Genomic DNA, 12646 nt, shown 5'->3' with positions numbered 1-12646 from the left:
CACCTACGGGCCGTTCGTGCTCTTCCGGTTCGCCGTGCCCGAGCTCCCGGACATGGTCTACAGCGAGTACCTGACCGGTGCCGTCTATCTCGACGGGGGAGGTCGCGTCGCCGTCCTCGATGAGGTCGCCGAGCGCCACGTCGTCCTCCTCGCCCACCGGGGCGTGCAGGGACACCGGTTCCTGGGCGAGCCGCAGGACCTCGCTGACCCGCTCCGAGGTCAGTTCCAGGTGTACGGCCACCTCTTCGGGGGTCGGTTCGTAGCCCCGCTCCTGGAGCATGCGGCGCTGGACCCGCACCACGCGGTTGATCAGTTCGACGACGTGGACGGGCACCCGGATCGTGCGGGCCTGGTCCGCGAGCGCGCGTGACATGGCCTGGCGGATCCACCACGTCGCGTACGTGGAGAACTTGTAGCCGCGGGCGTAGTCGAACTTCTCCACCGCCCTGATCAGGCCCAAATTTCCCTCCTGGACCAGGTCGAGCATCGTCAGGCCGCGGCCCACGTACCGCTTGGCGACGGAGACGACGAGACGGAGGTTGGCCTCGATGAGACGGCGCTTGGCCATCCGGCCCATGACGACGAGCCGGTCGAGGTCGACGGCCAGTTGGGAGTCCGGGTCGGGCGTGGTCGCGAGGCGCTCCTCCGCGAAGAGGCCGGCCTCCACCCGGCGGGCGAGCTCGACCTCCTCGGCCGCCGTGAGCAGCGGGATGCGTCCGATCTCCCGCAGGTACTGGCGGAACAGGTCGGAGGACGGGCCGCCGGAGTCGGTGGTGCTCCTCCGTGCGGGCCGAGGCGGCTCCGGTAGCTCTGTCAACTCTTCGTTCACGCTCCCCGGCACGGCGTCGGGGTGCCCGGCAGGCAGGCCCTGCGCGGGCACCTGCCCGGCAACGGCAACGGCCTCGTCGGTGAGGGTCTGGGTCTGCACGGGGCGACCTCCAGGGTGATCGCTGCCGGTCGGGGGGCGGGGGCTACTCCGAGGGCTCAGGCACCGCCAACCAGTGTGGGGTACGACACATCTCCGCCACGAGGGGCGTGCGGTGACTTTTTGAGACCCGTGCGTGACCGGCCGGTTACCCGGATGCTCCGCTCCGGGAGTCGCTGCGGTTGGCTGACGTGTGTTAGCGGACGTGTCGGAGGGGGTGAAGCCGGTCGGGTGACATCGCCCTTCGACGCATGCGGAAGCCGGTCGCCAGGAGTCGGTCCCCGCGCGGTCCCTGGAAGCCGAGGCCGAGCATGCCGACCACCACCTCGGGCAGCAGTTCCTCACATCACCGGCGTCCGGTGGACTACAGCGCCGCCGCGCCCTGGTTGCGCAGGGACTGGGCGTACTGCTGGAGCACCCACAGTTCGTTCGCCACCGCGGCGTAACGCTCCGGGTCCGTGTTGGTGGCCAGGCGGGCCATCGTGCCCTGGACGTCGCGGATGCGGCGGTCGACCGCGCGCAGGCGGACCTGGACGAGCTGGACGCCCGCGTACATCTCGTCGACCGTGCGCGCGTGCACCGCTTCCACGGCGAGCTCGGTGACCAGCGCGCGGACCGTGTCGTTGGGCGCGGCGTCGCGGACACGGGCGAGGTAGCCGGAGGTGTCGTGCGTGCCCTGCTCGGCACCGCCCGCCTCCTCGATGGTCTGGCGCACCGCCGCGTACGGCGGGGCCGTGAACTCGTCGATGCCGTAGGCGTCGAACGCCGGCGAGACCAAATCGGGGTGCTGGAGCGCGAGTTTGAGCAGCTCACGCTCGGTGCGGTGGGCGGGGCTGCGCAGGTTGATCGCCGGGCCGGACACCGCCGCCGCTGGCTGCGCCGGTGCCTCGTACGCACGCGGCCGGCCCGGCCGGTCCTGGCCGCGGCCGCCACCGGCACCACCGCCGGCGCCGCGCTCGCGGGCCCAACGGGCCAGCTGGGCGACCCGCTTGACCACGAACTGGGTGTCCATGATCCCGAGGATGCCGGCGAGCTGGACCGCCGACTCGTGCTGGATGGCGACGTTCTTGATGCCGGCGACGATCGGGGCGGCCTCGTCGAGAGCTGCCGCGCGGCCCGCGGGAGTCTCCAGGTTGTGCCGGGCGACCATGTGCCGGATGGCGAACTCGAAGAGCGGGGTGCGCGATTCGACGAGCTTCTTGACCGAGTCGTCGCCCTCCGCGAGGCGCAGCTCGCAGGGGTCCATGCCGCCGGGGGTGATCGCGATGGAGGTCTCTGCGGCGAACTTCTGGTCGTCCTCGAAGGCCCGCAGGGCCGCCTTCTGCCCGGCCGCGTCGCCGTCGAAGGTGAAGATGACCTCGGCGGTCGCGTTGTCCATCAGCAGCCGGCGCAGAATCTTGATGTGGTCGCCGCCGAACGCCGTGCCACACGTGGCGATGGCGGTGGTGACGCCCGCGAGGTGGCAGGCCATGACGTCGGTGTAGCCCTCGACGACGACGGCCTTGGTGGTGCGGGCGATCTCCTTCTTGGCGAGGTCGATGCCGTAGAGCACCTGCGACTTCTTGTAGATCGCGGTCTCTGGGGTGTTCAGGTATTTCGGGCCGTTGTCGTCGTCGCGCAGTTTGCGGGCGCCGAAGCCGACGACCTCGCCGGTGATGTCCCGGATGGGCCACATGAGCCGGCCGCGGAAGCGGTCGATCGGGCCGCGGCGGCCCTCCTGCGAGATGCCGGAGAGCAGCAGCTCCTTGTCGCTGAACCCCTTGCCGCGCAGATACCGCGTGAGGTGGTCCCAGCCTGCCGGGCTGTAGCCCACACCGAAGTGATGGGCGGCGGCCTGGTCGAAGCCGCGCTCGGCGAGGAACTTCCGGCCGATCTCGGCCTCCGGGCTGTCCAGCTGCTCCACATAGAACTGGGCGGCGATCTTGTGGGCCTCGACCAGTCTGATCCGCTCGCCGCGCTGGTGGGTCGGGTTGTAACCGCCCTCCTCGTAGCGCAGGGTGATGCCTGCCTGGGCGGCGAGGCGCTCGACCGTCTCGGAGAACGAGAGATGATCGATCTTCATCACGAAGGCGATGGTGTCGCCGCCCTCCTGGCAGCCGAAGCAGTGGAAGAGACCCTTGCTCGGGCTGACCTGGAAGGAGGGGGACTTCTCGTCGTGGAAGGGGCACAGACCCTTCAGGTTCCCACCGCCGGCGCTGCGCAGCTGGAGGTACTCGGAAACGACGGCGTCGATCGGGACCGCGTCCCGGACCGCCTTCACGTCGTCATCGTTGATCCTGCCTGCCACGCGTGAATTCTACGGTGGTGCGGCGACACTCCGGTCAGCCGACAAGATCGGTGAGCGGCACGCTCGGATTGCCCAGGGTCTGGGGGTCCACGGGCGCCCCGGAGCGGATCAGCTGCTGGATCGGCGCGGTGACGTCCCACACGTTGACGTTCATCCCGGCCAGCACCCGCCGGTCCCGCAGCCAGAACGCGATGAACTCCCGCTTGCCCACGTCGCCGCGGAGCACCACCTGGTCGTAGGAGCCGGGCGGGGCCCAGCCCGAGTACTCCATCCCCAGGTCGTACTGGTCGGAGAAGAAGTAGGGGACACGGTCGTAGGAGATGTCCTGGCCGAGCATGGCGCGGGCGGCGGCCGGGCCGCCGTTCAGCGCGTTCGCCCAGTGCTCGACGCGCAGCCGGGCCCCGATCAGCGGATGCCGGGCGGCGGCGACATCGCCCGCGGCGTAGATGTCGGGGTCGGAGGTGCGCAGGCTCTCGTCGACGGCGATGCCGCCGCCGTGTGCCCGGTCGGCGAGTGCCAGGCCCGCGGCCTCGGCGAGCGCGGTGCGCGGAGCGGCGCCGATCGCGGCCAGGATTTCGTGGGCCGGGTGCTCCTCGCCGTCGTCGGTGCGGGCGGCGAGGACCATGCCGTCCTGCCCGGTGATCTCGGTGAGGCGGACGCCGAAGTGGAAGCGGACGCCGTGCTCGCGGTGCAGTTCGGTGAAGAACTGGCCGAGCTCGGGGCCGATGACCTGGTGGAGGGGGGTCGCCTCCGGTTCGACGATCGTGACCTCCGCACCGTATCCGCGGGCCGCCGCCGCGACCTCCAGGCCGATCCAGCCGGCGCCCGCGATGAGCAGGTGGCCGTTGTCGCGTCCGAGCGCGCCGAGCACGTGCCGCAGCCGGTCGCCGTGGGCGAGGCGGCGCAGGTGGTGGACGCCGGCCAGGTCGGTGCCCGGAATGTCCAGGCGACGGGGCTCGGCTCCCGTGGCAAGCAGCAGCTTGTCGTACTGGAGGACGGTCCCGTCGCCGAGGCGCACCGAGTGTGCCTCGCGATCGATGGAGACGACCATCTGCCCGAGGTGCAGCTCGATGTCGGCCTGGGCGTACCAGCCGGGCTCGTGGACGAAGACGCTGTCGCGCTCGTCCTTGCCGAGAAGGTAACCCTTGGACAGGGGTGGACGTTCGTACGGGTGGTCGCGCTCGTCGCCGATGAGGATCACTCGTCCGGTGAACCCCTCGGCACGGAGGGTCTCGGCGGCTTTGGCTCCCGCCAGTCCACCGCCGACGATGACGAATGTCCGATGTGCGTCGACCACGTGATGCCTCCTCGTTGCTTCTCCGTAGCGCAGCCTTCAGCGAGCCTCCCGCACGGAGCGATACGGCGGAAGAGGGAGTACCCCTCGGACATATCAAAACCGGACGAATCGCTTGGCTCCTTGTTCGCAGCGCCGCGCTCGGCGCCGTTCCTCGGCGCCGTTTCCCAGCGCCGCGCTCAGCGTCGCGCCGTGAGACGGGCGTGCAGCGTGCGGGCGGAGGCGTCGGTGAGATTCGCGATCTGGTCGACGATCACCCGCTTGCGCGCCCGATCGTCCGCCGCCGTCTCGAACATCGCCCGGAACTGCGGCTCCAGCCCCTCCGGCGCACGCGCCGTGAGCGCCTGCGCCAACTCGGCGAGCACGATGCGCTGGTCGGCGCGGAGCGCCTCCTGCTCGGCGCGCTGCATCACATAGCGGTCGGCGACGGCCTTCAGCACGGCGCACTCGTTGCGCGTGGAGCGCGGGACGACCAGCTCCGCCGCGTACCGGGTCAGGCTGCCGCCGCCGTACGCCTGGCGGGTCGCGCCCTCCGCGGCGAGCGCGAACCGGCCGATGAGCTGGCTGGTGGCGTCCTTCAGCCGCGCCTGGGCGACCGCGGAGCCGTCGTAATGATGCGGCCACCACACCTGGTCGACGAGCCGGTCGAGCGCGTCGGACAACTCCTGCGGGTCGGTGTCCTCGGGTACGTACCTGCCGATGGCCACCGACCAGATGCCGGCGCGCTCCGTCTCCGAGTCGAGGCAGTTGGGGTCGATGTGGCCGGCGTGCAGGCCGTCCTCGAAGTCGTGCACCGAATAGGCGACGTCGTCGGACCAGTCCATCACCTGGGCCTCGAGGCACTTGCGATACGCGGGGGCACCGGCACGCGCCCACTCGAAGACCGGCAGATCGTCCTCGTAGACGCCGAACTTCGCCGAACCGGGATCGGTGGGGTGACCGCCGCGCGGCCAGGGGTACTTGGTGGCGGCGTCGAGCGTGGCCCGGGTGAGGTTCAGTCCGACGCTGACGGGCTCTCCCGACTCCGTGTGCACGAAGCGCTTCGGCTCGATCCGGGTGAGCAGGCGGAGGGACTGGGCGTTGCCCTCGAAGCCGCCGCAGTCCCGCGCGAACTCGTTCAGCGCCTGTTCGCCGTTGTGGCCGAACGGCGGGTGGCCCATGTCGTGCGCGAGACACGCCGCCTCGACGAGATCCGGGTCGCAGCCGAGGGCCGCGCCCAGCTCGCGCCCGACCTGGGCGCACTCCAGGGAGTGCGTCAGCCGGGTGCGGGGGCTGGCGTCCCAGGCGTGGCTGCGGGTGCCGGGTGTCACCACCTGGGTCTTGCCCGCGAGGCGACGCAGCGCGGAGGAGTGCAGTACGCGAGCCCGGTCGCGCTGGAAGGCCGTGCGGCCCGGGCGCTTGTCCGGCTCGGCCGCCCAGCGCTCTGCGGCCGCTTCGTCGTAGCCGGTGGCGGAGCCGGTGGCCGGGCCGGTGCCGGTGTCCCGGCCGGTGTCTGCGGTGCTGGTGGTGCCGTCCATGCACCGAAGGTAACCGGAGCGGCCGACAGTCGGGGTCTACGCGGCGGACAGTTCCAGCCGCCGGACGGCGCCTGCCGTGCCGGGCAGGACGCGCGCCTCGTCGTAGCGGTGCAGCAGCAGCCTGGCGACGGCGGGGTGCGTGCCCAGCGGCTCCGAGGCGATCCACGGCGCGGCGGCGGCGCTGCGGGTGGAGAAGAGGCCGGGCGCGGTGAAGTACGAGGCGACCGCGATCCGGTGACGGCCGCGGGCCGTCAGCGCGCGGATCGCGGCGGGAACGGTGGGCGCGAGGGCGGAGGCGTAGGCGGCGACGACCGGTACGCCGCCGAGCCGCTCGCCGAGCAGCTCCGCCATGCGCCGGGTGTCCTGCGCGGACTCCGGGTCGCGCGAGCCGGCCGACGCGAGAACAACACCCGCGCTGCGACTCGTGCCGTCCTCGGCACTCCAGCCCGCCTCGGTCAGGCGGGAGCCGAGCGCCTCCACGAGGAACGGATGCGGGCCCAGCGGGCGGGCGATGCGGATGTCGGCGCCCGCCGTCCGCGCGGCGGCCTGCGGGATGTCGTGCTTGACGTGGTGGCCGCGGCTCAGCAGGAGCGGCACGAGCACGGCGGGGCGGTGCGCCAGCCCGGCGAGGGTGTCGGGCAGCAGCGGCTCGTTCAGCTCGATGTGGCCGAGACGGACATCGAGCCCGGGCCGGAGCTCGCGGACACGGTCGAGGAGCGCGGTGACGGTGGCCAGGGCACGCGGGTCACGGCTGCCGTGGGCGACGGCGACGAGCGCGGGCGCGTTCTCGTGGGTGGTGTGGGTGGCGCGGGGGGCGTGGGCGGGGCGGCTGCGGGGCATGCGTGGCGGGTTCCGTTCAGTCGGACGTGACTCAGCTGGGTGCCGAGCTGAGCGGTGATACGCGTGAGCATTTCGACGGCGGTGTCGAAGTGCGGGGCGGTGTCGGCGGCGTCGACGACTGCGCCGGAGGCGGCGCTGGGGAGGGGCGGGGACTCACGAAGGTGTTCCGGCTCCGTCATGCACCGATGGTGCCGGGCGTAGGTTGCGGGGTTGTTGCGTGAGGGTGACGGGTCTTTGCGTGCGCCTCACGGGCGGGCCGGGCCACGGGGGCGTCTCCCGCGCCCGGACTGGCTGGAAACCGGCCTCACCGGCCCTTCGAGGCGCGGGGCTCGGGGGCCGAGTCCCGGGCCCGGACTGGCTCGAAACCGGCCTCACCGGCCCTTCGAGGCGCGGGGCTCGGGGGCCGAGTCCCGCCAGGACCGGCAACTTCCGGACCCGCGCCGAGCGCGGTACGGGTCCGGGTCGAAGCCCGCCGGCGCGGCGGAGCCGCACATCGGTACAGCGGGAAGGAGCGGTGTGGGTAAGACGCCTCCGAGGGGCTACCGCGCCAGCCAGACCCGCAGCGGTCCCGTCGGTACGCACCCCGCCGCCCGCGCCGCAGCCAGCGCGTCGCCGCTCTCGTAGCCCACCACCGGACTTCCCGGCCACTCCTTCGCCACCGTCGACAAGCAGCCCGCCCACGCCGCGCCGAGGTCGTCGTCCGTCGTGAAGAGGTTGGACACGCCTGCCGTTGCCCCTCCCCCGGTGACGCTCACCACCGCGCCCGCCACCACGCGGCCGGCGGCTCGGCCCGTGAGGAAGGCGGCTTCGGGGGCGGCGAGCAGTTCCGTGCGGAACAGGTCCGCGAGGCCCTCGTCGGCGTCCCAGGCCGTCGCCCATTCGGCCAGTTCGGCGGGGGTGGCGACGCGAGCCCATTCGACGCCCTCGGGTGCCGCAGGCGCCGGCAGATCCGCGGGACGGTGCAGCCACTGCGCCTCGAAGAGGACGTCGAAGCCCGCAGCGGACAGGTCCAGCGACGCGAAACTGTCCTTGACCGAGCAGCCGGGGGTGGTCAGATCGACCGCGTCCAGGATGTCGTCCGCCGTGGCTTCCGCCGTCAGCGTCACCGCGTCGGGGTAGAGCATCGGCGTGCGGCGCGCGTTGGTCCAGGCGCGGGCGCCGTACGTGCCGGGGAGCCCGTGTGCCCGGCACATGGCCTCGCACCATTCGGCGTTGTTGCGGGCGGCGGTCTTCGCTCTCTCGTCGATCATGTGCCGATCCTCCCAACCCGGGAGGCGAGGAGACGAACCGTTTTACCTCGTCCGTCGTCTGACTCGGCGTGAGAGCAACGAAGAAGCGGCGACTCGTCGTGCAGGCGGTGATGCTCGGCTGCGTGCTCGGGCTCGTGCCCATGACGTGGATGCACGCCGTCGCCGACGGCCGGATCCGTACGGTGGCCGACGCGCCGGCCCAGGACGTCGCCCTCGTCTTCGGCGCCGGGCTGTGGCAGGGCCGGCCCTCCCCCTACCTCGCCCACCGGCTGGACGCCGCCGCCGAGCTGTACCGGACCGGCAAGGCCGAGGTGGTGCTGGTCACCGGTGACAACAGCCGGGTGGAGTACGACGAGCCGGACGCCATGCGGACGTACCTGACCGAGCGCGGTGTGCCGGACGACCGGATCGTCAGCGACTACGCCGGTTTCGACACCTGGGACTCGTGCGTACGGGCGAAGAAGATCTTCGGGGTGGAGCGGGCCCTGCTCGTCACGCAGGGCTTCCACGTGCGGCGGGCCGTCGCGCTGTGCCGGTCGGCCGGTGTCGACTCGTACGGCGTCGGGGTCGCGGAACCGCATGACGCGACCTGGTACTACGGCAGTGCGCGCGAGATGTTCGCGGCGGGAAAAGCGTCGCTGGACGCCGTGTTCCGGCCGGATCCGCGGTTCCTGGGCGCGCAGGAACCGGGTGTCCGGAACGCTCTCGCGGACGCGCGGCGCTGACAGGCCGCTCTGAAACACCCAAGGCGCGCGGACGCGCCCGCTCGCATCCGCATCCCCGGCGCGCAAAAGTGAGCGGTATGAGAAAAGACGCGGCAACGCTGCTGACGCGGCACACCGAGGCGCTCGCCCTCTTCACCGACCGGGTGCACGCCGTGCGGGACGACCAGTGGGACGAACCGACCCCGTGCACCGAGTGGTCGGTGCGCGATCTCGTCAATCACCTCACCGCCGAGCAGCTGTGGGTGCCCGATCTGGTGACGGAGCAGGCCACCATCGAGGACATCGGGGACGCGTACGACGGCGACGTCCTCGGCGAGCATCCCCGCCGTACCTGGGACGCGGCCGCCCGCGCCGCCCACAAGGCGTTCTCGGCAGAGGGGGCGCTGGAGGGGCCCGTGCAGCTGTCGTACGGGGAGACGCCTGCCACGGCGTACTGCGCCCAGATGATCAGCGACGCGGTGGTGCACGCCTGGGACCTGTCCCGCGGGATCGGCGCGGAGGAGCGGCTTCCGGACGCGCTGGTGGCCTTCGCCCTGGAGGAGGTCGCCCCTTACGCGGCGGAGCTCTCGAAGTCCGGGCTCTTCGCCCCGCCGATCGAGCCGCCGCCGGGGGACGACCCGCAGTCCAGGCTGCTGGCGATGCTCGGCCGCCGCGCCTGACGCGGGGCCGGCAGCCGCTGCACCCGTGGGCGGCGACCGACGACGGCCGGCGTACCTGACCGGCATCCCGCGCCCGACCGCCCGCCGCGGCTCCTCACGCCGTCGCGGGCCGGTCGCGGAGCCAGGTGTACCTCTTCCGTAATGTGCCGCGTCCGCTCGCGTAACACGGATGTTCCACGCTGGCGTCATGCGCGACGAGACCACCCCGACCCACTGCCCCTACTGCGCCCTGCAGTGCGGCATGAATCTGCGCCGCGGAGCCGCTTCCGGTTCCGCCGCCGAGCCGGTCGTCGAGGTGGCGGAACGCCCCGACTTCCCCATCAACCGGGGTGCCCTGTGCGGCAAGGGCCGTACGTCGCCCGCCCTTCTCTCCTCCCGGGTGCGCCTGACCGGGCCGCTCGTCAGAAGCCACGCCACAGGCCGGCTCGAGCCGGCCACCTGGGAGGAGGCACTGCGTACGATCGCCGACGGGCTGCGACGTACGACCGAGCAGTACGGCGCCGACGCGGTGGGCGTCTTCGGCGGCGGCGGGCTGACCAACGAGAAGGCGTACACGCTCGGGAAGTTCGCCCGGGTCGTGCTCGGCACCTCGCAGATCGACTACAACGGCCGTTTCTGCATGTCGTCGGCGGCGGCCGCGCACAACAAGGCGTTCGGCCTCGACCGCGGGCTGCCGTTCCCGCTCGAGGACATCCCCAAGACCGGCTGTGTCGTCCTCGTCGGCTCCAACCTCGCCGAGACGATGCCGCCCGCGCTGCGCTATCTCACCGAACTGAAGGAGAACGGCGGCACGCTGATCGTCGTCGACCCCCGGCGTACGAAGACGGCGGAGCAGGCCGATCTCCATCTGGCGCCGCGCCCCGGCACCGATCTGGCGCTCGCGCTGGGCCTGCTGCACGAAGTGGTGGCCCAGGGGCGCACCGACGAGGAGTTCATCGCGGAGCGTACGAGCGGCTGGGCGGACGCCAGGGCCGCCGCGATGGCGCACTGGCCGGAGCTGGTCGAGCGGATCACCGGCGTGGGCGTGCCCCAGCTGCGCGAAGCGGTGCAACTGTTCTGCGACGCGCCGTCCGCGATGGTGCTGACGGCCCGCGGCCCCGAGCAGCACTCCAAGGGCACGGACACCGTGAGCGCGTGGATCAACCTGTGCCTGGCGACCGGCCGGGCGGGCCGTCCGCTGTCCGGCTACGGCTGTCTGACCGGGCAGGGCAACGGCCAGGGCGGCCGCGAGCACGGCCAGAAGGCCGACCAGCTGCCGGGTTACCGCAAGCTGGACGACCCGGCGGCGCGGGCCCACGTGGCGGGTGTGTGGGGCGTCGATCCACAGTCGCTGCCCGGTCCGGGACGCAGTGCGTACGAGCTGCTGGACGCACTGGGCGGGGAGGTGAAGTCGCTGCTGCTGATGGGGTCGAACCCGGTCGTCTCCGCGCCGCGCGCCGCGCACGTCGAGGGGCGGCTCACGTCGCTGGACTTCCTGGCCGTCGCGGACGTGGTGCTGTCGGAGACGGCGGCGCTCGCGGACGTGGTGCTGCCGGTGACCCAATGGGCGGAGGAGACCGGCACGACGACCAACCTGGAGGGCCGGGTGCTGCTGCGCCGCAAGGCGCTCGACGCGCCGGAGGGGGTGCGCAGCGATCTCGAGGTGCTCAGCGCGCTCGCCGCGCTGCTCGGGCACGAGAAGGGCTTCCCGGCCGACCCGGAGGAGGTCTTCGAGGAGTTGCGGCGGGCGTCCGCGGGCGGTCCGGCCGACTACTCGGGCATCACCTACCGCAGGATCGCCGAGGAGAACGGCGTGTTCTGGCCCTGCCCGGAAGGGGAGGACCCGCAGGAGGCCGGCGTGCATCCCGGGACGCCGCGTCTGTTCCTCGACCGGTTCGCCACCCCTGACGGGCGGGCGAGGTTCGTTTCCGTGGGGCACCGGCCGGCCGCCGAGGAACCCGACGCCGAGTATCCGGTGCTGCTGACGACCGGGCGGGTGGTCGCCCAGTACCAGTCGGGGGCGCAGACCAGGCGGGTGGACGAGCTGAACACCGCCGCGCCCGGGGCGTTCGTCGAGCTGCATCCGCAGCTGGCGGAGCGCCTCGGTGTCCAAGAGGGCGAGCCGGTCGCCGTGGTGTCCCGGCGCGGCCGGGCGAGCGGGCCGGCGAGGATCACCACCGGGATCCGGCCGGACACGGTGTTCATGCCGTTCCACTGGCCGGGCGAGGGCCGGGTCAACACGGTGACGAACCCGGCGCTCGACCCGACCTCGCGCATGCCGGAGTTCAAGGTGTGCGCGGTGCGGGTGGAGTCGGTCAACCGGGCAGCCGTCCGGTGACCCCTGCGCGCCAGTCCCCGCCGTCGACGGGGGTGCCGCGGGCGCGCAGCTCGCGGGCCATGTGTTCGGCGGCGACGTAGACCCAGGCCCGGACCGACGTGCCGTCCTCGAGGACGATGTCGCGGACCACGCGCTCGTACAGGTTGTCCGGGTGGCCGGGCCGGCCGGTGTACTCCTCGAGTTGGTCGAGGGCCGACAGCAGTCGCCGGTACTCCTCGGGTGTCGCCGTCACCGCCTCGCCGGTGACGGCGACCGGGCCGCCCGGGTCGTCGACGGCGTACGGATAGCCGGGGCCCTCGTAGAGGCGCGCGCCCGGCAGCACGGCCGGCCGCTCCGCTGTCGTACGGCCCCGCAGGAACAGGTCGTGGTTGCGTTCGCCCGGCCGCAGAGTGCCGTAGACGAAGAACGGAAGCCGGTCCCGCGCGTTCATCGGGCCACGGTCTCCGCTCGTACCCAGGCCGCGTACGCCGCGTTCACACGCACCGCCGGGGTGGCGATGATCTCCGGGGTCTCGTAGTCGTGGGCGGCGGTCAGGTGTGCTTCGAGGGCGTCGTAGCAGGCCGGTGTCGTCTTGAAGAGGACCTGCCACTCCTCCGCGGTCTCGATCGCCTGCCGCCAGTGGTAGACCGAGGTCACCGGTGCGGAGATCTGCGCGCACGCGGCCAGCCGGGCCTCGACCGCGTCCCGCGCGAGCTTCTGTGCCTTGTCCGCACTGTCGGTCGTGGTCATCACGGTGAGCAGCGGCGGCACGGCGGGGGTCTGTTCCACGGCACGGGCTCCTTCTCGGTGCGGGCTGGTACGCGGTGGCGGGGTGGGGCCGGCCCGGCCCCAC

General features: G+C 72.4%; 10 protein-coding genes and 1 pseudogene. 3 read left to right on the top strand and 8 right to left on the bottom strand.

Annotated features, from left to right (window positions below):
* From ABZ070_RS29930 to ABZ070_RS29905, 6 genes and pseudogenes are all read right to left on the bottom strand, one after another.
* Positions 1 to 880, bottom strand: an 880-nt coding sequence (locus ABZ070_RS29930) for a sigma-70 family RNA polymerase sigma factor (protein ID WP_356638478.1), incomplete at its 3' end; no start/stop codon positions are given.
* 409 nt (positions 881 to 1289) lie between these two features.
* A complete protein-coding gene (dnaG, locus tag ABZ070_RS29925) occupies positions 1290 to 3212 on the bottom strand; it encodes a DNA primase (RefSeq protein WP_356638475.1) in 1923 nt (640 codons plus the stop codon).
* 34 nt (positions 3213 to 3246) lie between these two features.
* The gene (locus ABZ070_RS29920; protein WP_356638474.1) at positions 3247 to 4509 is read right to left on the bottom strand and encodes an FAD-dependent oxidoreductase; all 1263 of its coding nucleotides are present in this window, start codon (positions 4507 to 4509) and stop codon (positions 3247 to 3249) included.
* Positions 4510 to 4685: 176 nt separating this feature from the next.
* Positions 4686 to 6023, bottom strand: a complete 1338-nt coding sequence (locus ABZ070_RS29915; protein WP_356638473.1) for a deoxyguanosinetriphosphate triphosphohydrolase — start codon at positions 6021 to 6023, stop codon at positions 4686 to 4688.
* A 36-nt stretch (positions 6024 to 6059) separates the two neighbouring features.
* Positions 6060 to 6934 (bottom strand): annotated as a pseudogene (locus tag ABZ070_RS29910) (sirohydrochlorin chelatase).
* 468 nt (positions 6935 to 7402) lie between these two features.
* On the bottom strand, positions 7403 to 8113 hold the full coding sequence (locus tag ABZ070_RS29905; protein ID WP_356638472.1) for a hypothetical protein: 711 nt from the start codon (positions 8111 to 8113) through the stop codon (positions 7403 to 7405).
* A 110-nt stretch (positions 8114 to 8223) separates the two neighbouring features.
* On the opposite strand from ABZ070_RS29905, the gene ABZ070_RS29900 reads away from it, so the two are divergent.
* The 3 genes from ABZ070_RS29900 to ABZ070_RS29890 all read left to right on the top strand — a co-directional run bounded on the left by ABZ070_RS29900 (position 8224) and on the right by ABZ070_RS29890 (position 11814).
* Positions 8224 to 8838, top strand: coding sequence for an ElyC/SanA/YdcF family protein (locus tag ABZ070_RS29900; protein ID WP_356638477.1), 615 nt, complete (start codon positions 8224 to 8226; stop codon positions 8836 to 8838).
* 77 nt (positions 8839 to 8915) lie between these two features.
* Positions 8916 to 9497, top strand: coding sequence for a TIGR03086 family metal-binding protein (locus ABZ070_RS29895; protein WP_356638471.1), 582 nt, complete (start codon positions 8916 to 8918; stop codon positions 9495 to 9497).
* 187 nt (positions 9498 to 9684) lie between these two features.
* Complete coding sequence (locus ABZ070_RS29890) at positions 9685 to 11814, top strand: molybdopterin oxidoreductase family protein (protein WP_356638470.1); 2130 nt, start codon at positions 9685 to 9687, stop codon at positions 11812 to 11814.
* Here the strand turns inward: ABZ070_RS29890 and ABZ070_RS29885 are convergent.
* Positions 11792 to 12244 carry a gamma-glutamylcyclotransferase family protein gene (locus ABZ070_RS29885; RefSeq protein WP_356638469.1) on the bottom strand — a complete coding sequence of 151 codons (453 nt, stop codon included), beginning with the start codon at positions 12242 to 12244 and terminating at the stop codon, positions 11792 to 11794. The genes ABZ070_RS29890 and ABZ070_RS29885 overlap by 23 nt on opposite strands.
* On the bottom strand, positions 12241 to 12543 hold the full coding sequence (gene cutA, locus ABZ070_RS29880) for a divalent-cation tolerance protein CutA (protein ID WP_356638476.1): 303 nt from the start codon (positions 12541 to 12543) through the stop codon (positions 12241 to 12243). The genes ABZ070_RS29885 and cutA overlap by 4 nt, the downstream gene beginning before the upstream one ends.
* Positions 12544 to 12646 lie beyond the last annotated feature (103 nt).

Origin of the sequence: Streptomyces sp. NPDC006283 (assembly GCF_040613325.1) — a bacterium.
In the GTDB taxonomy this organism is placed as follows: Bacteria; Actinomycetota; Actinomycetes; order Streptomycetales; family Streptomycetaceae; genus Streptomyces.
Note: the sequence above shows the minus strand (reverse complement) of the source record. Positions and strands in the feature narration are given on the sequence as shown.

What these genes read in the sequence shown, in the direction of transcription:
- ABZ070_RS29915 (WP_356638473.1), bottom strand. Translation starts at nt 6,023, where the DNA reads ATGGACGGCACCACCAGCACCGCAGACACCGGCCGGGACACCGGCACC.
- ABZ070_RS29905 (WP_356638472.1), bottom strand. Translation starts at nt 8,113, where the DNA reads ATGATCGACGAGAGAGCGAAGACCGCCGCCCGCAACAACGCCGAATGG.
- ABZ070_RS29900 (WP_356638477.1), top strand. Translation starts at nt 8,224, where the DNA reads ATGCTCGGCTGCGTGCTCGGGCTCGTGCCCATGACGTGGATGCACGCC.
- ABZ070_RS29895 (WP_356638471.1), top strand. Translation starts at nt 8,916, where the DNA reads ATGAGAAAAGACGCGGCAACGCTGCTGACGCGGCACACCGAGGCGCTC.
- ABZ070_RS29890 (WP_356638470.1), top strand. Translation starts at nt 9,685, where the DNA reads ATGCGCGACGAGACCACCCCGACCCACTGCCCCTACTGCGCCCTGCAG.
- ABZ070_RS29885 (WP_356638469.1), bottom strand. Translation starts at nt 12,244, where the DNA reads ATGAACGCGCGGGACCGGCTTCCGTTCTTCGTCTACGGCACTCTGCGG.
- cutA (WP_356638476.1), bottom strand. Translation starts at nt 12,543, where the DNA reads ATGACCACGACCGACAGTGCGGACAAGGCACAGAAGCTCGCGCGGGAC.